The 23,587-nt window shown below is 31.1% G+C and carries 19 protein-coding genes; 10 read left to right on the top strand and 9 right to left on the bottom strand.

The window, feature by feature from the left end; genetic code table 11:
• Positions 1 to 110 precede the first annotated feature (110 nt).
• A complete protein-coding gene (locus BT151_RS16480) occupies positions 111 to 2,546 on the top strand; it encodes a helix-turn-helix domain-containing protein (protein WP_072403453.1) in 2,436 nt (811 codons plus the stop codon).
• A 96-nt stretch (positions 2,547 to 2,642) separates the two neighbouring features.
• Positions 2,643 to 3,143 carry a hypothetical protein gene (locus BT151_RS16475; protein WP_072403452.1) on the top strand — a complete coding sequence of 167 codons (501 nt, stop codon included), beginning with the start codon at positions 2,643 to 2,645 and terminating at the stop codon, positions 3,141 to 3,143.
• A gap of 10 nt (positions 3,144 to 3,153) precedes the next feature.
• Here BT151_RS16475 and BT151_RS16470 read toward each other — a convergent pair whose 3' ends face one another.
• From BT151_RS16470 to rplS, 4 genes are all read right to left on the bottom strand, one after another.
• Entirely contained in the window at positions 3,154 to 3,387 is a 234-nt protein-coding gene (locus BT151_RS16470; protein WP_072403451.1) for a DUF6095 family protein, read from the bottom strand.
• Positions 3,374 to 4,195: an N-acetylmuramic acid 6-phosphate etherase gene (gene murQ, locus BT151_RS16465; protein WP_072403450.1), complete on the bottom strand. Its 822-nt coding sequence runs from the start codon at positions 4,193 to 4,195 to the stop codon at positions 3,374 to 3,376. Before murQ ends, BT151_RS16470 begins: the two co-directional genes overlap by 14 nt.
• A 97-nt stretch (positions 4,196 to 4,292) precedes the next feature.
• Positions 4,293 to 6,503 carry an NADP-dependent isocitrate dehydrogenase gene (locus tag BT151_RS16460; protein ID WP_072403449.1) on the bottom strand — a complete coding sequence of 737 codons (2,211 nt, stop codon included), beginning with the start codon at positions 6,501 to 6,503 and terminating at the stop codon, positions 4,293 to 4,295.
• 860 nt (positions 6,504 to 7,363) lie between these two features.
• Entirely contained in the window at positions 7,364 to 7,714 is a 351-nt protein-coding gene (gene rplS, locus BT151_RS16455) for a 50S ribosomal protein L19 (RefSeq protein WP_072403448.1), read from the bottom strand.
• Between the two features lie 269 nt (positions 7,715 to 7,983).
• Here rplS and BT151_RS18640 point away from each other — a divergent pair, with 269 nt between their 5' ends.
• Positions 7,984 to 8,130 (top strand): hypothetical protein, encoded by a 147-nt coding sequence (locus BT151_RS18640; RefSeq protein WP_171946651.1) that lies wholly within the window; start codon positions 7,984 to 7,986, stop codon positions 8,128 to 8,130.
• On the opposite strand, the gene trmD is transcribed toward BT151_RS18640, so the two are convergent.
• From trmD to BT151_RS16435, 4 genes are all read right to left on the bottom strand, one after another.
• Positions 8,127 to 8,804, bottom strand: a complete 678-nt coding sequence (trmD, locus tag BT151_RS16450) for a tRNA (guanosine(37)-N1)-methyltransferase TrmD (RefSeq protein WP_072403447.1) — start codon at positions 8,802 to 8,804, stop codon at positions 8,127 to 8,129. The genes BT151_RS18640 and trmD overlap by 4 nt on opposite strands.
• Before the next feature lie 63 nt (positions 8,805 to 8,867).
• Positions 8,868 to 9,746, bottom strand: a complete 879-nt coding sequence (locus BT151_RS16445; protein WP_072403446.1) for an alpha/beta hydrolase — start codon at positions 9,744 to 9,746, stop codon at positions 8,868 to 8,870.
• Between the two features lie 29 nt (positions 9,747 to 9,775).
• Entirely contained in the window at positions 9,776 to 10,750 is a 975-nt protein-coding gene (locus tag BT151_RS16440; protein WP_072403445.1) for an NAD-dependent epimerase/dehydratase family protein, read from the bottom strand.
• 10 nt (positions 10,751 to 10,760) lie between these two features.
• Positions 10,761 to 11,366, bottom strand: a complete 606-nt coding sequence (locus tag BT151_RS16435) for a hypothetical protein (protein WP_072403444.1) — start codon at positions 11,364 to 11,366, stop codon at positions 10,761 to 10,763.
• Between the two features lie 264 nt (positions 11,367 to 11,630).
• Between BT151_RS16435 and BT151_RS16430 the strand changes: the two genes are divergently transcribed.
• The 4 genes from BT151_RS16430 to BT151_RS16415 all read left to right on the top strand — a co-directional run bounded on the left by BT151_RS16430 (position 11,631) and on the right by BT151_RS16415 (position 17,993).
• Positions 11,631 to 13,403, top strand: a complete 1,773-nt coding sequence (locus BT151_RS16430; RefSeq protein ID WP_072403443.1) for a tail fiber domain-containing protein — start codon at positions 11,631 to 11,633, stop codon at positions 13,401 to 13,403.
• Between the two features lie 154 nt (positions 13,404 to 13,557).
• Complete coding sequence (locus BT151_RS16425; protein ID WP_072403442.1) at positions 13,558 to 15,201, top strand: CTP synthase; 1,644 nt, start codon at positions 13,558 to 13,560, stop codon at positions 15,199 to 15,201.
• A gap of 74 nt (positions 15,202 to 15,275) precedes the next feature.
• Positions 15,276 to 17,168, top strand: coding sequence for a membrane protein insertase YidC (gene yidC / locus BT151_RS16420; RefSeq protein ID WP_072403441.1), 1,893 nt, complete (start codon positions 15,276 to 15,278; stop codon positions 17,166 to 17,168).
• A gap of 81 nt (positions 17,169 to 17,249) precedes the next feature.
• Complete coding sequence (locus BT151_RS16415; protein ID WP_245794895.1) at positions 17,250 to 17,993, top strand: toxin-antitoxin system YwqK family antitoxin; 744 nt, start codon at positions 17,250 to 17,252, stop codon at positions 17,991 to 17,993.
• Between the two features lie 85 nt (positions 17,994 to 18,078).
• On the opposite strand, the gene BT151_RS16410 is transcribed toward BT151_RS16415, so the two are convergent.
• Positions 18,079 to 19,062: a fasciclin domain-containing protein gene (locus BT151_RS16410; protein WP_072403475.1), complete on the bottom strand. Its 984-nt coding sequence runs from the start codon at positions 19,060 to 19,062 to the stop codon at positions 18,079 to 18,081.
• A 179-nt stretch (positions 19,063 to 19,241) separates the two neighbouring features.
• On the opposite strand from BT151_RS16410, the gene mnmA reads away from it, so the two are divergent.
• The 3 genes from mnmA to BT151_RS16395 are packed head-to-tail and all read left to right on the top strand — an operon-like array spanning position 19,242 to position 23,017.
• Positions 19,242 to 20,429, top strand: a complete 1,188-nt coding sequence (gene mnmA / locus BT151_RS16405; protein WP_072403440.1) for a tRNA 2-thiouridine(34) synthase MnmA — start codon at positions 19,242 to 19,244, stop codon at positions 20,427 to 20,429.
• Positions 20,430 to 20,443: 14 nt separating this feature from the next.
• The gene (locus BT151_RS16400; RefSeq protein WP_072403439.1) at positions 20,444 to 22,075 is read left to right on the top strand and encodes a S8 family serine peptidase; all 1,632 of its coding nucleotides are present in this window, start codon (positions 20,444 to 20,446) and stop codon (positions 22,073 to 22,075) included.
• The gene (locus BT151_RS16395) at positions 22,076 to 23,017 is read left to right on the top strand and encodes an NAD(P)H-dependent flavin oxidoreductase (RefSeq protein WP_072403438.1); all 942 of its coding nucleotides are present in this window, start codon (positions 22,076 to 22,078) and stop codon (positions 23,015 to 23,017) included.
• Positions 23,018 to 23,587: the final 570 nt, after the last annotated feature.

The following is a 23,587-nucleotide window of genomic DNA, read 5'->3' as shown; positions in this document are numbered from 1 at the left end:
TCTAACCGTTCAGACAGCCGTAGGCTGTTTCATTTGAATATTAAATTTAAAAACCCGCCCAAAACATTAATCAAATTATTATCTTCAAAATCTATTTTTAATATTGCTTAATGGCTATAAATAAGGAACTGGAATTGGCGTGGGAGTTTGTGAATAATACAAACCGATCTATTTTTTTAACGGGTAAGGCGGGGACTGGTAAAACGACATTTTTGCACCGATTAAAAATGGATAGTTTAAAACGCTTGGTGGTGGTAGCGCCTACGGGTGTTGCGGCGATTAATGCTAAGGGTGTGACCATACATTCATTTTTTCAGATGCCTTTTGGTCCTATTTTACCAGACACAGATTTGAATGCTTCTAAGGGTTTTAACAGGAAGTTTAGCAAGACGAAAATCAATATTATTAAGTCGATGGATTTATTAATTATTGACGAGATTAGTATGGTACGTGCCGATTTGCTGGATGGTATTGATAGAACTTTGCGCCGTTTTAGGGATAGAAATAAAGTATTTGGAGGCGTACAAGTTTTAATGATTGGAGATTTGCAACAATTATCGCCCGTTATTAAGGAGCAGGAATGGGGTTTGTTGAAACAGTTTTATAAGAATGGATTCTTTTTTAGTAGTCATGCTTATCAACAATGCAGTGCAGTAACTATTGAATTGAAGCATATTTACAGACAGGATAACCCGAAATTTATTGAAATTCTTAACGAGATTAGAAATAATGAGTTATCTGAGGCTGGAGCATTGGAATTAAACAAACGCTATATTCCAGATTTTACACCCGAGCCTGATGCTGGTTATATAAGCTTAACCACACATAATAATAAAGCCGAAGCTACCAATAAAAAGGAGCTAGATAAGTTAAATACCAAAACTCATATTTATAATGCTGAAGTAGAAGGGAAGTTTCCGGAGTATGCTTACCCTAATAATGAATCTTTAGAATTAAAGGTTGGCGCCCAAGTGATGTTTGTTAAAAATGATAGTAGCACTGAAAAGCGTTATTTTAATGGGAAAATAGGGAAAGTAATTTTATTAGATTCTGAAGAAGTGGTTGTAAATTGTCCGGATGATGATTTTAATATTGTAACAACACCTGAAATCTGGGAAAATATAAATTATACAGTTAATGCTGAAACCAAAGCAATTTCTGAAGAAAAAATTGGGTCGTACACCCAAATGCCTTTGCGTTTAGCATGGAGCATTACTATACATAAAAGCCAGGGTTTAACTTTTGAAAAAGCGATTATTGATGCACAGGCTGCTTTTGCGCATGGACAAACTTATGTGGCTTTGAGTAGATGTAAATCTTTAGAAGGGTTGGTGTTAAAGAGCAAAATACATTCTAGCCAAATTATTAGCGATAGTAATGTAATTTCGTTTAATAAAGATGCGGAGCAGAATGAACCTGATGAAGCGGTTTTAAAGCTTTCACAGAAAACATTTCAGTTGGATTTAATATTTGAGATTTTTGATTTTTATCCATTTTTGTATCCTGTAAATAGAGTTTTAGATATTTATTATAAAAACAGAACGATTATTCAAGGTTCTGTAGAATCTACTTTTTTAACGATTAAAACGGCTTTGACTAACTTTTTAAAAGTGAGTAATGGTTTTAATGCACAATTAAAACAACTTTGTGAAGATGAATTGTTGCCAGAAACGAGTACTACAATTCAAGAGCGTTTTAAAAAGGCGATTGGGTATTTTAAAGCTGAAACTGAAACGCATTTAGTTACACCATTAAAAGCTTTTGGCTTTACTACCGATAATCAAGCTGTAGGTAGCGATATTACTAAAAACCTAGATGCTCTTGAAGAATTACTTGCAGCTAAGGTTTTATATTTTAATGGATTATCTAATAGTTTTGTTGCAAAATCATTTTTAGAATTAAGAGCAAAATCTGTGTTTCTTGGTAAGGAAAAACAAAAAAAACCTAGAAAAACGGTTATAGATGGTACCGCAAATGTAGAATTGTTTGAATTGTTACGTGTGCTTAGAAATGAGATTGCCAATGAAAAAGATTTGGTACACTTTCAAGTTTTTACTCAAAAAGCTTTATATGAAATGTGTGAAACACTACCAACTAACAAAAAGGAATTGCTGCAAGTAAATGGCATGGGAAAAACACGCGTTGAAAAATATGGTGCTGCTATTTTAAAAGTGATTAAAGACTATTGTGATGAAAATGATATAGAAGCATCTAATGAAGTAGATATTTTTGAAGAAACTAAACCTAAGAAAAAGAAAGGTGATACTAAGAAAATATCTTTAGAATTATTTAAAGACGGAAAGTCTATTATCGAAATTGCTAATGCACGTGAATTAAATGAGAATACAATTTTTGGACATTTAGCTAGTTTTATTGATTCTGGAGAAGTAAAAATTACAGATTTGATATCTGCTGCGCATTACAAAGAATTAAAACAAACCATCCCAAAGACAACCTTTGAAAACGTTTCCGATTTGAAGCATCAATTAGATGATAAATATACTTATGGTGAATTACGTTTGGTTCTTGATGATTTAAAAACTTAAAGTGTTGCCTTAATTTATATTTGTAAGGATTTTGTTAGTGATAGACTAAAAGGAAACTATTTATTAAATTCAATTAATTTAGCTATTTTAGTGTCTATGAACATCATCATCGAATCTACTTTAAAAACACTTCACAAAACTAAATCTTTATTAGATAATTTAGAAGATGATTTACTATGTGATTCATCTGTATCACCTTATTATTCTAGTATAGGTAGTCATGTTAGACATATATTAGATTTTTATGAATGTATATTCAATATTAATTCTGAAAATCAAATTGATTTAACGGCTAGATCTAGAAACAAAGAAGTAGAATCTAAATGTAATTATGCTAGTGATTATTTAAATTCAATTATTAAAAAACTTAATAATTTAGATTTTGTTATGTATGAAACTATTTCAGTCATTGACGATTTAGGTATCGGAAAGATTGAAATACCTTATACTTATGGTGCTTTATTAGCTCAAGCTAATAGCCATACCATACATCATTATGCGATTATAAACTATATTGTTGACAGATTAGGAATTGCAGTTAATGATTCTGACTTTGGATATAATCCCACAACTCCAAAACAAGTATCTATAAATTAATAAATACAAATTATTTCTTTTTAAACATGCTGTTCATAATTATTTTAATTCCTTTAAATAAAAGAAAAATAGCAAATGCAGAAATTAAACAACCAACTATAAGTATAGGTGTATAAAGGGGTTTTTCAGGACTATTAAAAGCGATGCTTAAAAGTATTGGCCCCATAAATAAGCTTAATAAAGCAAATATTAATGTTTTTACACCTTTCATTAAAATTGTTTTGTCTGTTTTATTTGTTTCCATTTTTATAATTTTGAATTGCTAATCGTACATTTCCAAATGTATCTAATAATTTTTTTGCTTCTTTTTCGGATATATTTAATTCAGCCATTATCATTTTTGTACCTCTGTCAACTAGCTTGTTATTACTTAATTGCATGTCAACCATTTTGTTCCCTTTTACATGCCCAAGTTGAATCATGGTGGTTGTAGTTATCATATTTAGTACTAGCTTTTGTGCAGTACCGGCTTTCATTCTAGAACTTCCTGTTAAAAATTCTGGACCTACTATAACTTCAATAGGAAATTGGGCTGTTTCGGATAATGGACTATTTTGATTACAGGTTATGCAACCAGTAATAATATTGTTTTTATTACAAATTTCTAAAGCTGAAATAACATAAGGTGTAGTACCAGATGCAGCAATTCCAACTACAACATCATTTGAATTGATATTGTATGCTTTTAAATCTTCCCATCCAAGCGTTAAAGAATCTTCAGCAAATTCGACTGCTTTTCTAATGGCTGAATCTCCACCAGCTATTAGTCCAACAATCAAATCGTGAGAAACCCCAAAAGTAGGAGGGCATTCAGACGCATCTAAAATACCTAATCTTCCACTTGTACCTGCTCCAATGTAAAATAACCGTCCACCATCGTTTAGTTTGTTTACAATTTGCTGAATAAGTAATTCTATTTGAGGAAGTGCTTGTGCAACAGCAAGCGGTACTGTTTTATCTTCGTTATTTATATTTTTAAGCAATTCTGAAACACTCATCTTTTCGAGATGATTATAATTTGAATCTTGCTCTGTAGTTTTAATGAAACCCATAACTCAAAAATAAACAATTTTAGATTAGTTAATAGAATGGTTAAAAATATAAAAAGCTCCATTTGGGGAGCTTTTTATATTTTGTTTGTTATAATATTTATTCTAAAATAGAATTAAAAGTTTTACTTGGTCTCATTACTTGATTAATAAGCGCTTCATTTGGTTCATAATACCCACCAATACTAACAGGATTACCTTGTATATCGTTCAATTCTTTTATAATTGTAGATTCATTATCTGCTAATTTTTTAGCAATTGAAGTAAATTCTTTTTTTAACGCTTCGTCTTTATTTTGACTAGCTAACTCTTGAGCCCAATACATAGCTAAGTAAAAATGACTACCTCTATTGTCTAATTCACCAGCTTTTCTAGATGGACCTTTTTTGTTTTCTAATAGCTTTTCTGTAGCATCATCTAAAGTTTCACCCAAGATTTTTGCTTTGGAGTTATTATTAACTTCACTAAAATGCTCTAAAGAAACTGCTAACGCTAAAAATTCACCTAAAGAATCCCAACGTAAATGATTTTCTTCTAATAACTGTTGTACATGCTTTGGAGCAGAACCTCCAGCGCCAGTTTCAAATAAACCTCCACCATTCATTAATGGTACTATAGATAGCATTTTTGCACTAGTACCAACTTCTAAAATAGGAAATAAATCTGTTAAATAATCACGTAATACATTTCCAGAAACTGAGATAGTATCTTCGCCTTTTATAAGACGTTCGCAAGTAAAAATAGTAGCATCTATTGGTGATAATATTCTTAAATCTAAACCAGAAGTATCATGGTCTTTTAAATAAGTGTTTATTTTTTTAATTAATTCAGCATCATGCGCTCTGTTTTCATCTAGCCAAAAAACAGCAGGTGTTTCTGATGCTCTGGCACGTGTTACAGCTAATTTTACCCAGTCTTGAATTGGAGCATCTTTTGTTTGACACATTCTCCAAATGTCTCCAGTTTCAACATTATGCTGTAATAATACATTTCCAGAAGCATCAATAACTTTTACAGTTCCGTTTGATGGAATTTCGAAAGTTTTATCATGAGATCCATATTCTTCTGCTTTTTGAGCCATTAACCCAACATTAGGAACTGTTCCCATTGTTGTAGGATCGAAAGCACCATGCTTCTTACAAAAATCTATAGTTGCAGAGTAAATTCCAGCATAACTACTATCTGGAATAACTGCTTTGGTGTCTTGAAGTTTACCATCTGCATTCCACATTTGACCAGATGTACGAATCATTGCTGGCATAGAAGCATCAATAATAACATCACTTGGTACATGCAAATTAGTAATGCCTTTATCACTATTTACCATAGCAATAGATGGACCTTTGTCAAAAGCTGCATCAATAGCTGCTTGAATTTCTTTTTGTTCAGCTTCAGGTAATTCTTTTAGTTTTTCAACTAAATTTCCAAATCCATTATTAACATCTACACCAATTTTATTAAATGTATTGTTGTATTTAGCAAACACATCTTTTAGAAAAACTTTTACGGCATGACCAAAAATAATTGGATCGCTCACTTTCATCATGGTGCCTTTCATGTGTAATGAAAATAAAACACCTTTTGCTTTAGCATCTGCAACTTGTGTTTCAAAAAAGCTTATTAGTGCTTTTTTACTCATTACTGTGGCATCAATTATTTCTCCTTTTAATAAAGGAAAACTATCTTTTAAAATAGTAATCTTTCCATGACTATCTGTATGTTCAATTTTGATACTAGTGGCATCTTTAATAGTCACCGATTTTTCATTATGCGCAAAATCACCAGCATCCATAGTTGCTACATGTGTTTTAGAATCGCTAGACCATGCTCCCATGGAATGCGGATTCTTTTTTGCGTAGTTTTTTACTGCTTTAGGTGCACGTCTATCACTGTTTCCTTCTCTAAGCACAGGGTTTACTGCACTTCCTTTAATTTTGTCGTAGCGAGATTTTATATCTTTTTCAGTGTTGTTTTCTGCTTCGTCAGGATAATTAGGAATCTTAAAACCTTGAGATTGTAATTCTTTTATAGCTGCTTTTAATTGCGGAATTGAAGCACTAATATTTGGTAATTTTATAATATTTGCTTCTGGTTTTTTTGCTAATTCTCCAAGTATTGCTAAATCATCAGAAACTTTTTGATCTTCATTTAAAAAATCTGGAAAAACAGCCAAAATTCTAGCTGCTAGAGATATATCTTTAGTTTCAATATTAATTCCAGAAGATTTTACATATGCTTTAACTATTGGTAAGAATGAACGTGTTGCTAAAGCTGGAGCTTCATCAGTTTTTGTATAAATAATTTTAGACATTAAGGTCGTTTTTTTGAATTATTAATATGCTAATAACTAGATTTAGTGAAATCGGTTTGGTTTTTAGCGTTGCGAATATACAAAAAATGACTTTTATAAATCTTTAAAAACCTAATGAAAATGGTTAAATTAATGAGATTTACCATAATTTAAAAAAAGTCTAGTTATGGTGAGGATTTCTTATAAAAAAGAATACAGGAAGACACAAAAAACAAAAGCCATATCACTGAAGAATTTAATCTTCTCTGATATGGCTTTTTGAAATAACATTATTTAACCTATTTAATAATAAATACTAAAATTAATTTAAAATTTTCATCTAAATTATTTTCAGTTATAAACTGTTATTTCAACGAAACACTTCAGCAATTTTCAAAATGTATTGACATACTACCTAATATGTTTCTGTTAATTGTTTTTCTTGATACTTAAAAACTCACTCTTCGTTTACACGTTAAATTTGTTATTAGTATTGCTTTAATTACAACATTTACTTTCGTTTCTGTTGCTTTTCTAGCTTTCAATTATATTAGTTTTCACCTGTTTGACGTGTGACACTTTTTATAATATCATGGTTTATTGCTTTTACACGTATACACGTGATTTCAATTAAACCTCAAAAAACAATTTTATAAAGAACGTTACCTTATTTAGAATATAATATAAATTCGCTGTTGAGACGAAACCAAAATAAATTGTTATTATTTCTTATGCTAAAGATAGCATCATAATTTAAAAACACAAAAATTTCAGGCAACTAGATATCAACTACTTATAAACCGTAGTTATTAACAATAGTTAATAAAAAAAGCCTTGACATTGTCAAGGCTTTAAAAAACTGCAGTTGCAGTAGTATATTATTAACGTCTTTCTTCTTTAATTCTGGCTTTTTTACCAGTAAGACCTCTAAAGTAGTAAATTCTAGCTCTACGTACTTTACCACGTTTGTTAATTTCAACTTTTTGTAATGCAGGTAAATTAACAGGGAAGATACGCTCTACACCAACAGTACCAGACATTTTTCTAATAGTAAAAGTTTCTGATGAGCCAGTCCCTTTTCTTTGTATTACTACTCCTCTAAAAAACTGAGTACGAACTTTTTCGCCCTCTCTAATTTCGTAGTAAACTGTTATTGTATCTCCAGCACCAAACTCTGGAAAATCTTTTCTTGTTACAAATTCGTCTTGTATAAACTTTACTAAAGATTCCATATCTTTATATTTAATTATAATTAATTCAGAACAACGTTCACGATTCTCGCCAGAGGTTAACCCGAAATTGGGTGCAAAAATAACTATTAATTAGTTATCTGCAACGTTTTATTAATATTTTTTTGGTGTTTGCTTTTACAACCTCAATAGGTTATGAAAAGCTATATACATTACTTAATTTTAATTTGATTATTTTTCTTTTTATTATCTTTATATAAAAACACTTCAATGCATTTTATTTTACTTGTTTATGATCCAACTTTTGATGAGTGGCTTACTCTTGGAGGAGGTGTTTTTATAATTTTATTATTAGCTTTTTAGTAACAAAATATACAAAATATGGTGGAGGAAGTCATTACGGAATGACTGGGGAATTTGATGATAATTTTATTGATTACAGAGATGATTTTGATTAATCATCCAATAAATCAGGTCTACGTTCCTTGGTATGTTGATACGCTTGTTCTTCTCTCCATTTTTCGATTTTAGGAAAATTTCCTCCAAAAAGTAATTCAGGTACTTTCCATCCTTTATATTCACGAGGTTTGGTGTAAATTGGTGGAGCTAATAAATTGTCTTGAAAAGAATCGGTTAGGGCAGAAGTCTCATTGCCTAGAACACCTGGTATTAATCTAATAATAGCATCGCAAAGTACTGCAGCACCTAATTCGCCACCAGACAACACATAATCACCAATAGATATTTCTCGAGTTATAAAATGGTCGCGAACACGTTGGTCTACACCTTTATAATGACCACATAGAATAATAATGTTCTCTTTTAATGATAATTGATTAGCAATACCTTGTTTTAAGGTTTCTCCATCAGGTGTCATGTATATTACTTCATCGTAATCACGCTCTGCTTTTAAAGCAGTAATACATTTATCAATAGGTTCAATCATCATTACCATGCCTGCGCCTCCACCAAATTGAGTGTCATCGATAGATTTGTAATTATCAGTTGTATAATCTCGTAGATTGTGAAAATGAACTTCAACCAAATTAGCTTCAATAGCACGTTTTAAAATTGAGGCTTCAAAAGGGCTTTTTAGTAATTCTGGTAAAACAGTAATAATATCGATGCGCATTGTTAGTATTTATGTGGTGCAAAGATAATTTAATTGTTTTTTATGAAGACCTATTCAACTAATCTATCTTTCCTGTTTTGGTTTAAACATTATACTTAACCAGTTTTCTGCTAAAGAAGGCCATGTTTCGGCAGCAATATTGCCAGAACGCATACCATATCCATGTCCACCTTTAGATAAATAATGTAATTCAACAGGTATTTTATTGTCACGTAAAGCAGTCGTCATAACAAGAGCGCTGTTGCCATAAGGATCATCAGCGGTTTCAAATATGAAAAACGGAGGTGTTTCTTCAGTTATAATTAATTCTGGAGTAAGAGTTCGGTTTTCTCCATTATCAAGATAGGCAGGATAGATAAGCATTGAAAAATCTGGACGACATGAAATGTTATCAATGTCATCAATTTTTTGGTATGTATCTTTATTGAAATTTGTTGATGCTCTTGCAGAAAGGCTTCCGCCAGCAGAGAATCCCATAACACCAATCTTTTTAGGGTTTATATTGTATTTTTTTGAGTCATTTCTTATAATTCTTAAGGCTCGTTGTATATCATTTAATGCACCTTCTTGCTTATCTGGTACTCTATATGTTAAAACAAAGGCGGCATATCCAAGGTCATTTAACCATTTTGCTATTTCATAACCTTCTTTATTTACGCCTAAATATTGATAGCCTCCACCAGGGCTAATAATGATGCCAACATTAGAATTGTTTCGTTTATCTGGTACAAAAACTGTTAAAATAGGGTTTGTAACATCGGTTAGCCGAATGACATTGCCACTTATATCGTCTGTTTGTCTTGGTGGATGTTTTGTGTCTTTTTCTCCAGGAACATCATTAGGCCATAAATAAATAGTTTCTTCTGTTTGAGAATAGGCTAATGAAGAAAAAAATAATATGATAATTGATAAATGATATAAAACGTATTTTTTAAAATTCATAACTTAGTTTTTATTGTAAAATTAAGAATTTAGAGGCTCTTATAATCTGAAATCATTTTTTCACTAATACTATTAAAATGCTCGTCAATTACTTGGTTTTCTGGTTTGTTATACCAAGCAACCATTTCTTTAACGCCATCACGAAATGAAATTTGTGGATTAAATTCAGGAACTAATTTTTTAATTTTTGAGTTGTCAAAAATCATGCTATACATTTTGTCGCCTAATAAACTATCACCTATGTTTTTGTCATATTTCGATATGAATTCTGAGGGAATTGTAACTACATTAGCTTCAATACCCATTTCATTTGCTATAATTCTATAAATATCATTCCATGATAATAATTCGTTATTGGTTATATGAAAAGCTTCATTAATAGCTTCCGGTTTGCCTAATAAACCAATAAGGCCAACCGCAAAATCACGATGGTTAGTAAAGGTCCAAATAGACGTTCCATCGCCATGAACAACAACGGGTAAACCTTGTTTCATTCTATGCAAAACAGTATAACCACCTTCCATTGGTAATAATGTTTTATCGTATGTATGCGAAGGACGTACTATTGTGTATGGAAAACCTATTTCTTTATAAGTCTTTCTTAACAAATCTTCACAGGTAATTTTGTTTTGCGAGTATTCCCAAATTGGGTTATATAAAGGTGTTTCTTCGGTGACAGGCAAACGTTCTGGTGGTGTTTGATAAATAGAAGCAGAACTTATAAAAACAAACTGTTTAGTCTTGCCTGTAAATAATTTAATGTCATTTTCAATATGTTTAGGCTCAAAGGCAATCCAATCTATAACGGCATCAAACTCATAGTTTTCAAGGGCTTTTTTTGTGGCTTCAACATCTCTGATATCTGAAATTATGGTTTTTACTCCATCTATTTTTCTAAAACTTTCACCTCTGTTTAAGTGATATAAATCAATGCCACGTTTAATAGCTAACTCTGATGAGGCAGAACTTATAATACCGGTTCCTCCAATAAATAATACTTTCATTTTTTTAAAACTAATAAATTTCTAATGTATCCCATATCATATTAATTAAGTTACTTCCTGAGGAATTCTCAACATCTTCCATTACCATAGACATAAATAAAATACCTTCATCTTTTTTTCCAAAAGAAACTATTTCATAAATATTGATTTCATCTTTATAATTTAAAACGGCTTTACAAACCTTAAGTTTTAAACCAGATTTTAGAGTTCGCTCATAGTCTTCTCTTTTTAATTCAAAACCATAGCTCACACTTTCTTTAGTGATTTCATTAAGCATCATCTCATTTAACATTGAAGGATTTATAGTTTTATATTTTTGAATTATAAAACCAGAACCTTCAGCTGTCATTAGCATTAATTGTTCAATGCCTACATCAATTTTAGAACTACTTACATTATACTCCTTTGGATAGTTAAAGGTAAGCATGTCATCTTTGTATGTTAAAGAATCTTTAGAAGTAACTTTAAATTTAACTTTATCTTTATTTATTAAAACCTCATATTCTTTATCAAGTTCAATACTAATAGTTTTTCCATCAATTTCAATATTATAATTTTTTTGAGCTTGAGAAAAAGTTGATAAGCAAAGGATAATTAATAAAAAAAGATATTTCATAAATTCTATTTTTAGATTGAACGTATAAACGAATTTACTTAAACTTCTTACAATAGAAAAATAAGTTCATTATATTTAAATAACTAAAAAACAATTCGAGAATAACTATTTAAATCTTGAAAACCCAAAAACTCTATTTTTATATTCAGATTGAAAAAATAGCAAAATTTTATCTATAAAATAAGACAAAAAACACACCTCATTGATAAAAACTTAATTTCATAATATATTTTTGTTAATTTAGCTTTTATAAATTATTCTCTCATGAAATTAAGTATTGCAATAATTCTTATTTTCTTTAGTTGCTATTCTTTCTCTCAAGTTGGTGTTGGGACTACAGATCCTAAATCAATGTTGCATATTGAGGCATCCAATATTACGACTCCAAACAACACTGATGGTATTTTGATACCCAGAATAGATAATTTTCCAGTCACAAATCCAACTATAGATCAAAATGGGATGCTAGTTTTTTTAAATACTGCTACTGTTCCATCTTCTCCATTTGGAGTAAACCCTATTGGTTTTTACTATTGGAGCAATCCATTAGCAACATGGGTTGGAATGACGAATAATAGTAATTGGTCTCTTACTGGAAATTCAGGAACGATAGATGGTACTCATTATTTAGGTACTAATGATGATGTTCCGTTAAATTTTAAAGTTAATTCTCAAAAAGCTGGACGAATATATGCTAGACAAACATTTTTTGGATATTTATCTGGAAATGTAAATACAGGTAACGATAATACTGCTATAGGTGACGAAGCATTACGTGATAATACAACTGGTGAACAAAATACAGTTATTGGTAGTCAAGCAATGCGTTTTAATACCATAGGTAAAGAAAACACAGCTGTTGGGAGACAGGCTTTACGGAATAATACTGAAGGTGATGAAAACACAGCTGTTGGTAGACATGCTTTGATATCTAATACTTTAGGCGATCAAAACACCGCTATAGGTAAAAATGCAATGGTTTCTAATACACAAGGTAATGAGAATACGGCTTTAGGTAGGCATGCTTTAACATCTAATACTTTAGGTAATGAAAACACGGCTGTAGGTAGAAATGCTTTAGCTTCTAGTACTATAGGTGATCAAAATACAGCTGTAGGTAAAAATGCGTTAATTTCTAACACAGATGGAGATCAAAATACGGCTATAGGCAGACACGCTTTAAACGATAATACAACAGGGTTTAACAATAGTGCCGTTGGTAGTAACGCTTTACCACATAACACTACAGGTAAAGAAAATACAGCTATTGGTAAAGATGCATTACGAGATAACAATATAGGTGAAAAAAACACAGCTATAGGAACGGAATCATTAATAAATAATGAGAGTGGTAATCAAAATGTAGGTGTTGGTTTTGCAGCTATGTTTGTTAATGTAACAGGTAATGAGAATGTAGCTATTGGTTATGATGCATTAAGGGATAATATTTCTGGATCAAATAATACTGCAATTGGAAAAAATGCTTTAAACTCAAACACTACAGGTATTAGAAATACAGCCATTGGATATAATTCTGATGTTGTTTCTTCTGGCCTAGAAAATGCAACAGCTATTGGTTATGATGCTATTGTAAATGCTAGTAATAAGGTACGAATTGGAAATACGGCTGTTACTGTAGTCGAAGCTCAAGTAGCACTTACAACAACCTCAGACAGTCGTTTTAAAGATGACATTAATGATATTCCATTGGGATTGAATTTTATAAATAGTCTAAGACCTGTTGAATATACTAGAAAAAACAATGACTCTAAGCAAAAAGAATGGGGTATTATAGCACAAGAACTTAAAGCTGCTATTGATGAATTAAATTATGAAAATGCAGGAATAGTTTCCGAAGATAATTCTGAAAATCATTATCTTTCGGTAAGATATACCGATTTGATTTCTCCTATAATTAAAGCCATACAGGAGCTTTCTTTAAAAGAAAAAGAAATAGAAGCTCTTAAAAATAAGATTGAAAGTCAAGATGTATTATTAAAAAGTTTGTTAGAGAGAATTGAAAAGTTAGAAAAATAGTCAACCAAAAGCAATTGTTTTTTTAATTTAAAACTAAACATCTTAATTATAATCAACTAAAAGTAATTGTTAACAAAACCCTTTAAATAACTAAAAAACAATTCGAGAATAACTATTTAAATTTTGTAAATTTGCCTGCGTTTATAAGCGCAACATGACAACTACAGCAAAATACATATTTGTAACCGGCGGTGTTACTTCATCTTTAGGGAAAGGAATAATCGCAGCATCTTTAGCCAAACTATTACAAGCACAAGGCTATAGAGTAACCATCCAAAAATTAGATCCATACATTAATGTAGATCCAGGAACTCTAAATCCTTACGAACATGGCGAATGTTATGTAACCGAAGATGGAGCAGAAACCGATTTAGATCTAGGTCATTACGAGCGTTTTTTAAATGTTCCTACAAGTCAAGCAAATAATGTAACAACTGGGCGTATTTACCAAAGTGTTATTGACAAAGAACGACGTGGAGAATTTCTTGGTAAAACAGTACAAGTTGTACCTCATATAACCGATGAAATTAAAGAACGAGTTCAAATTTTGGGGAATTCTGGTGATTATGATATTATAATAACAGAAATAGGAGGAACCGTTGGTGACATAGAATCGTTACCATACATTGAAGCAGTTCGTCAATTACGATGGGATTTAGGTGATAATAATGGTATTGTTATACATTTAACACTTGTGCCATATCTTTCTGCAGCAGGCGAATTAAAAACAAAACCAACACAACATAGTGTTAAAACACTCATGGAAAGTGGTGTGCAAGCAGATATTTTAGTGTGTAGAACAGAGCACCATTTACCAGAAGATTTACGTAAAAAACTAGCCTTATTCTGTAACGTTAGACAAGAAGCTGTTATTGAATCTATAGATGCATCAACAATTTACGATGTGCCCAACTTAATGCTTGAAGAAGGTTTAGATAAAGTAGTACTTAAAAAATTAAATCTTAAAAGTTCAAAACCAGATATTGAACGTTGGAATCAGTTTTTAAAACGTCATAAAAATCCAATAACAGAAATAACTATAGGATTAGTAGGTAAGTATGTGGAATTACAAGATTCTTACAAATCTATATTAGAAGCTTTTATTCATGCAGGTGCTGAAAATGAAGTGAAAGTTAATATAGAATCTATTCATTCTGAATATTTAAATAGTGATAATATTAAGCTAAAACTATCGCATTTAGATGGTGTTTTAGTTGCACCAGGTTTTGGAGAACGTGGTATTGAAGGTAAAATAGATGCTGTAAGATATGTGCGTGAAAATAATATACCATTTTTTGGTATTTGTTTGGGCATGCAAATGGCAGTTATTGAATTTGCTAGAAATGTATTAGGAATAAAAGATGCAGATTCTACAGAAATGAGTCCTGACACAGAAAATCCTGTAATTGATTTAATGGAAGATCAAAAAACTATTACAGATAAAGGAGGTACAATGCGTTTAGGAGCTTGGGCTTGCGATTTAAAAATGGGAAGCTCTGTACGAGATATATATAAAGCAGAAAGTATTAAAGAGCGTCACAGGCACCGTTATGAGTTTAATGGTAAATATAAAGCACAATTGGAGGCAGCTGGCATGGTAGCTTCTGGTTTAAACCCAGACACAGGATTGGTGGAAATTATTGAAATACCAAGTCATCCTTGGTTTGTAGGTGTACAATATCATCCAGAATATAGAAGTACAGTTGCTAATCCACACCCATTGTTTGTAGCTTTTGTTAAGGCTGCTTACACCCACAAAAAAAAGAATAAAGGTGTCAGTATGGCACAAAATAAATAGTGGATAGTTTTTTGATAAACTATTGTCATTCCTGTTTTGTGCAGGAATCTTTTTAATTTACACGGAAAGAATACATGGAAGAAAAAAAATTAGACATTAATTCGATAATAGGATTTATACTTATTTTCGGAATATTAATGTACATGCTTTGGCAAAATCAACCAACGCCAGAAGAACTTGAAGCTCAAGAAAAAGCTAAACAAGAACAAGTTGAAGCAGAAAATAAAGTAAAAGAATTAGATCAAACAAAAGTTACTACAGCTGAAGATTATGCTGTTGGTTCAGATGTAGATTCTCTTCAATTAATAAAACTAAACAACAAATTAGGTGCATTTGCATATTCGGCTTTAAATTCTTCAAATGAAGAAACTATTGTTGAAAGTGATTTACTAGCATTAAAATTTAGTAATAAAGGAGGTTACCTATCAGAAGTTAAACTTAAAAATTTTGTTGATTACGATTCTGTTCCTATTTATTTAATAAAGAATAACAATGCATTATTCAATATAAGTTTCGGAACTACAGATAGTCGAATTCTTAATACTAAAGATTTACCATTTCAACCAACAGTAACAAAGAATGGAGATGTAACGGTAGTTTCAATGAAACTAAAAGTTTCTGAAAGTAAATTTTTAGAATACCGTTATGAGGTAAAAGAGGGTGATTACATGATGGATTTTACAATCCGTTCTCAAGGGTTAAACGATGTCATTAACAGCTCGCAAGCCATTAATTTAGATTGGGATTTAAAAGGTTACCGTCATGCTAAAAGTATTTCTTACGAAAACAGATATACAGATACGCATTATGAATATGAAGGCGGAAAAGACGATTATACAGGTGCAAGAGATGCTGATGAGGAAATTGAAGATGTCACTTGGATTGGCTATAAACAACATTTCTTTACTTCTGTTTTATTAACAGATAAGCCTTTTAAAACAGCTCATATTAAAACAGAAAATCTAGTTGAAAATGAGGCTATTGATACGGTTTATACAAAACAATTTGAAGCTAAAATTCCTTTAGAATTACAAGGAGGTGAATTAAATTTACCTATGGATTGGTATTTTGGACCAAGTGATTTTAAAGTTTTAAACGCATACAATAGAAATCTAGATGAAATAGTACCATTTGGTTGGGGTATTTTTGGTTGGATAAACCGTTATGTTTTTATGCCTTTATTTGGGTTTTTAGGAGGTTTTATGCCTTATGGTATTGCTATTGTGGTTATGACTATTTTAGTAAAGATTTTGTTGTCGTTTGTACAGTACAAACAATTCTTATCTCAAGCTAAAATGAAAATATTAAAGCCAGAATTGGACGAAATTCGTGAGAAGCATAAGAATAATAAAATGAAAGCGCAACAAGAAACTATGGCGTTACAAACCAAAGCAGGAGCCAGTCCAATGGCGGGTTGTTTGCCAGCTTTAATACAGTTGCCTGTGTTTTATGCCTTGTTTCAGTTTTTCCCATCAGCGTTCGATTTAAGACAAAAAAGTTTCCTATGGGCTAATGATTTATCATCTTATGATGTTATTGCTAACTTGCCATTTCGTATTCCATTTTATGGTAATCACGTAAGTTTGTTCCCAATTTTAGCATCTATAGCAATCTTCTTTTACATGCGTTTAACTACTGGACAACAAATGAGTTCGCAACCACAACAAGAAGGTATGCCAGATATGGCTAAAATGATGAAGTATATGATGTACTTTTCACCAATAATGATGCTATTTTTCTTTAATAACTACGCTTCTGGTTTAAGTTTGTATTACTTTATTTCTAACTTAATTAGTATTGGTATTATTTTAGTTATTAAGAATTATATTCTTGATGAAGATAAAATTCATGCACAAATACAAGAGAAGAAAAAACAACCTAAAAAGCAAAATCGTTTTCAACAAAAAATGGCTGAAATGATGGAGCAAGCAGAAAAGCAAAAGCAAGCGCAACAAAAGCGTAAATAATTATTATAAAATATATAAAAGCTGTCAAAGAAATTTTGGCAGCTTTTTTGTTATAAGAAATTTAAAATAAAATCGTTTATAATGCATAAATTCAGCGAAAGCGAAATAAGTAGTTTTAAAATGAAAACAGTATATAGCTTTATGTTTTTTTTAATTTGCAGCAGTATCCTATTTGCACAGGATATTAATCAATTTGATGCAAACGGAAAGCGTCATGGTATTTGGAAGAAAAACTTTGAAGAGACTCAAGTTTTGAGGTATGAAGGCGCCTTCTCTCACGGAAAAGAAATTGGACTTTTTAAATTTTATAAAAACATAAAAGGAAAAGCCATTTTAACAGCAACCAAACAATTTAATGAAAATGACAATATTGCCGATGTTAAGTTTTTTGCTTCAAATGAAAAACTTATTAGCGAAGGACAAATGGATGGTAAAACATATATTGAAACATGGAAATACTACCAAAAAAACTCAGATAAACTTTTAACGATTGAACATTATAATGCTAATGGTCGGTTAACTGGAGAGAGATTAGTGTATTATCCTAATGGACAAATAGCTGAAAGACAAAATTATTTAGATGGAAAATTAAACGGACTTTCTGCGTGGTATTCTGAAAGTGATATTGTTTTAAAAGAATACATATATGTAAATGGAGAATTGCATGGTAGCTCTAAATTTTATAATCCAAAAGGAGAATTAATTACCGAAGGTGCTTACAAAAGAGGTAAGAAAGATGGGGTTTGGAAATATTATGAGAATGGTAAATTAATTAATGAAAAGGACTTCACTTATAAACCTAAATACATAAAAAAAACTCCTTAATTTCTTAAGGAGCCTCTTTTTCATAGACAATTTTTAAGCTACTAACCAATTTTGTCTATAAAACCAACAAACCAAACTAATATTTTTATTGTGCTGGTAGTATAACTTTATCAATGACATGTACTACGCCATTTGTTCCTTGTATATCTACTAATGCTGTTACTATGTTACTCACTCTACCATTCGCATCTGTTAATGTAAATAATGTAGCATCTGCAGTTATATCACCACCTAACGTGGTTACTGTTCCACTAGTTAATTGGTTTGATTGTACATTTGCTCCACTAACTATATGATTTAATAAAACAGCATCAACAGTTGATGTTGGAATGTCAGTTAGCGCATTAACTTCTAATTCTGCTAATAATGATACAAAAGCATCATTTGTAGGAGCAAATACTGTAAACGGGCCTGCTGTTTCATCAGATACAGTATCAATGTAAGGTACTGTTGGTGTTCCACTATCTGCGTAAACCAAGGCATCAACCAAAATGGATAACGCAGGATTTGTAGTTGCAAATGTTGCTATTGTTGGTAAATCAATTACTCTGTCAATAACATGCACGATTCCATTTGATGTTTCTACATCTGCAATAGCTACAGAAGCACTACCATTAAAGGTAACTCCTGAGGTACCATCAAAATATAGACTTAATTTTGTTGAATTTGGTCCATCTGCTAGTGTGTTAGTATAACCAGAAGTGCCAATAAGTGCAGAGGATTCTATATTTGCACCAGCAATTACATGATTTAATAAGATTTGTGTTAAAACATCATTTGGTACTTCAGATAATGAATTAAAGCCTTTATCAGCTAAAAAGTCTGTGAATGCTGCGTTAGTTGGCGCTAAAACAGTCTTATCTCCTGATGCCGATAAAGCATCTACCAATCCAGCTTGCACAACAGCATCTACTAGAATACTTAACTCAGGTACAGATTGTGCAGTTTCAACAATGTTTAAAGGGTCAGGTTTGATGGTTGTGTTGTCATCATCATTATTACATGAAGAAATAATTCCAATAATGATAAATAAAAACACAAACTTTCTTAAATAATTTAGATTTTTCATTTTTTGTAAGGTTTTATTTTGTTTAACAAAAATATAAAATAAATAAACAAAAATCCAAATTTTGTTTAATATTTTTTTAAAATAAATAAACAAAATTTAATTTTGACTTTATTACATTTTGCCCTTTATAAAGGAAAATTTTATTATTATATGTATCTTTGTACACTAATTTTTTATAAATGAAACGAGTAATTATTGGACTTTCTGGAGGTGTTGATTCTAGTGTTGCAGCTTATTTATTGCAGCAGCAAGGGTATGAGGTTATAGGCTTGTTTATGAAAAATTGGCATGACGATACTGTAACAATATCTAACGAATGTCCTTGGTTAGATGATAGTAACGATGCGATGTTAGTTGCCGAGAAACTTGGAATTCCTTTTCAAACTGTAGATTTAAGTGAGCAATATAAAGAGCGTATTGTCGATTACATGTTTAATGAATATGAAAAAGGTAGAACACCAAACCCAGATGTGCTTTGTAATAGAGAAATCAAGTTTGATGTTTTTATGAAAATAGCTTTAGAACTTGGAGCAGATTATGTTGCAACAGGTCATTATTGCAGAAAAGGAGTTATTCAAAAAGCTGGTAAAGAAACTTATCAGTTACTAGCTGGTGTAGATGGTAATAAAGATCAATCTTATTTTTTATGTCAATTATCTCAAGATCAATTAGCAAAATCTTTATTTCCAATTGGTGAATTAACCAAACCAGAAGTTCGTGAAATTGCAACAGAATTAGATTTAGTTACTGCTGATAAAAAAGATTCTCAAGGACTTTGTTTTATAGGTAAAGTGAAATTACCAGATTTTCTTCAACAACAGTTAAAACCAAAAGAAGGTGTTATAGTTGAAATTTCAAAAGAACAAGAAGTATTTAATACGGTTGAAACAAATTTTGATTCGGAAGAAGAAAAACTAAAATTCTTATCTAGAAAAATTGACTATAAAGTCGATTATGGTAAAATAGTAGGAAAACATCAAGGTGCACACTATTTTACTAAAGGGCAACGAAAAGGATTGGCTGTAGGAGGAACTATAGAACCACTATTTGTAATTGATACAGATGTAGAAGAAAACGTAATTTATACAGGACAAGGTAAAGAACATCCTGGGCTATTAAAAAAAGCGTTATTTGTTACCAATGAAGAATTACATTGGGTTAGAGAAGACTTAGCTTTAAAAATTGATGAAACCATGCAGGTAAAAGCTAGAATTCGTTATAGACAAGCTTTAGAAAATGCGACACTTTATAAAGTAGATAGTGGTTTATATGTAGAGTTTGAAAATTTTCAATCCGCAATAACCGAAGGTCAATTTGTAGCTTGGTATTTGGAAGATGAACTTATTGGTTCTGGAGTTATTTCGTAACTTGTCAATAAAAAATGAAAAAATTAATCTTCGTTAGTATATTATTTTTTCAGTTTTGTGCCTTTTCTCAAGAAGATGCATGGGTTTATTTAACAGATAAAGAGGATGTTGCAAGTTCTATTGCAAATCCAATAACTATTCTAACTCAAAAAGCGATAAATAGAAAAACGAAGCATGGCGTATCTATTGATGCTCGCGATGTACCTGTCAACGAATCCTATATTTCACTTTTAAAGAATGAATCTGGCATTAGCGTTTTAGCGAAATCTAAATGGTTTAATGCGGTTCATGTTAGAGGGACAGAAATTGATATTAAAAACTTATTGACTAATCCAGATTTAGCTTTTATAGATCATATTGATTTTGCCGATAAAAGCTTAAATTCAAGCAAAACATCAAAAATAAATAAAGTAAAAAGCAAATTTCATTTAGAAAATTCATTTGTTGATTTTACATATGGTGATACTCAAAATCAAATAGATATGATTAATCTAGATGATTTGCATGTTACAGATTATACTGGTGAAGGCGTCACAATTGGAGTAATTGATGCATCGTTTACTAATGTAAATACCATGGGAGCTTTTCAACGCATAAGAGATAATGGTAATTTGCTTGGTGGTTATGATTTTGTAAATAGAACTGCAGATGTGTATGCTTACGATCCTAGGCCTGCTAATATTAGTCATGGTACACAAGTTTTAAGTACTATGGCAGGGTTTATTCAAAATAACTATGTGGGTACAGCACCAGATGCCTCCTATTATTTGTTTAGAACAGAAGATGATGGTAGTGAAAACCCTGTTGAAGAAAGCTATTGGGTTGAGGCTGCAGAACGTGCAGATAGTTTAGGTGTAGACATTATTAATACCTCTTTAGGATATTTAGATTTTGATAATTCAAGATACAATTACACAGCTTCAAATATGGACGGTAATACGGCTTTTATTACAAAAGGAGCAAATATAGCTTTTCAAAAGGGGTTATTATTAGTTACATCAGCTGGGAATTCTGGAGCTTCTGGTGTTGGAGCACCAGCAGATTCTGAATTTGTATTTTCTATAGGAGCTGTAAATTCTTCAGGAAATTATGCGTCATTTAGTTCTGTTGGTAGTGCCATACAACCTTCACTAAAACCAGATGTTGTAGCGCAAGGGCAATTACCTTATATGATTAATGCCAATAATACTATTGTACAAAATAATGGCACCTCGTTTAGCTCACCAATTATGGCTGGAGCAGTAGCCTGTTTAATGCAGGCTTTGCCTAATAAAACCAATGCAGAAATTATGCAACTTCTAAGAGAATCTGCATCACAATTTAGCACACCAGATTATCAACTAGGTTATGGGATTCCAGATTTTCAAGCTGCTCTAAATACAGCACTTTCTATTAATGATGTTGAAGAAGGTTTTAGTTTTTTACTTTATCCAAATCCATCAAAATCATTGGTTTATTTTAAATATCCTTTAAATTTAAGTGAAGTAAAAGTGACATTATACAACATTATTGGTAAGCAAGTAAAAACACTTTTAGTTTCAAAAAATAATAATGTCATGGATATTTCTTTATTATCAAAAGGAATTTATATTGCTAGAATAGAATCAGAAAATAGTTCAATATCTTTAAAACTAATAAAAGATTAAATGCCAAATAGAATTACAGACTTATTCAATATTAAGTATCCAATTATTCAAGCAGGAATGGTTTGGAATAGTGGCTGGCGTTTAGCATCTGCTGCCAGTAACTCTGGAATATTAGGGTTAATAGGAGCAGGTTCTATGTATCCTGATGTATTAAGGGAGCATATTCAAAAATGTAAAAAAGCAACAGATAAACCATTTGGTGTAAATGTTCCAATGTTGTATCCAAACATTGAAGAGATTATGGATATAATTGTTGAAGAAGATGTTAAGATTGTATTTACTTCTGCAGGGAATCCTAAAACATGGACGTCTTGGTTAAAAGCACGAGGTATTACTGTGGTACATGTAGTAAGCAGTGTTAAGTTTGCATTAAAAGCACAAGATGCAGGTGTTGATGCTATTGTTGCAGAAGGCTTTGAAGCTGGCGGCCATAATGGACGTGACGAAACCACTACTTTAACACTTATTCCTATGGTAAAAGAGCAAATACACATTCCATTAATTGCAGCAGGAGGAATAGCAACAGGTCGTGCCATGTTAGCAACTATGATACTTGGTGCAGATGCTGTACAAGTTGGGAGTAGGTTTGTGGCTAGTGAAGAAAGTTCGGCACACGCTGCTTTCAAACAAGTCGTTATTAATGTAAAAGAAGGAGACACTCAACTTACCTTAAAAGAATTAGCTCCAGTTAGACTAATTAAAAATAAGTTTTATAATGAAGTTCAAGAGCTTTACAAAACATCACCAACAATAGAAGAACTAAAAACTTTTTTAGGAAGAGCTAGAGCAAAAAAAGGGATGTTCGAAGGTGATTTGGAAGCAGGTGAATTGGAGATTGGTCAAATAGCAGGATTAATTCATGATGTAAAATCTGTTGAGCAAATTGTAAAAGATATTATGCAAGAGTTTAATGATGCTAAGCAAAACTTAGTATCCTTATAGTAAGGAACTATAAAAATCTCTTTTTATTTAATTAATAGTTATTAAAAAAGATTAATACTTTTTAATAATAAGCAAAGAACAAACACAAGATCTTTAAAATTTCTTAAGCCATTTGGAGACAGTACAATAGGTTTTAGTTATGTGGTTGAGAGATTTTGCATGGGAATTATGCCCTGATGCTATGAGCTCATTTATGACAACTATAATGCTGTTGCTTTTTGGTGAGGTCCAACAGATAAATTAGGTTATACTATTTGTTCAAATGCCATTTATAGAATTAATAACAATATTCACTTTGGTTTTTATTGGGGTAGTGAACTTTCAGATCCAGACAAAATTCTATTAGGGAAAGACAATCAGTATCGCTATATTTTAGTAAAAGACAAGACTCAATTTCCAAAAGAATATATTAAAAACCTAGTAAGCGAAGCATACATAAACTCATTGTCAAAAATTAAAGATCAAAAACAAATTATAACAGGACAAACAATTGTAAAATCAATCTCTGAAAATAAGCAAACATATAAAAAGAAAAATAAGTAATGGTAAACTATTATTTATAATATAAAG

The sequence above is a fragment of the Flaviramulus basaltis genome (assembly GCF_900114265.1).
Classification (GTDB): Bacteria; Bacteroidota; Bacteroidia; order Flavobacteriales; family Flavobacteriaceae; genus Flaviramulus; species Flaviramulus basaltis.
Note: the sequence above shows the minus strand (reverse complement) of the source record. Positions and strands in the feature narration are given on the sequence as shown.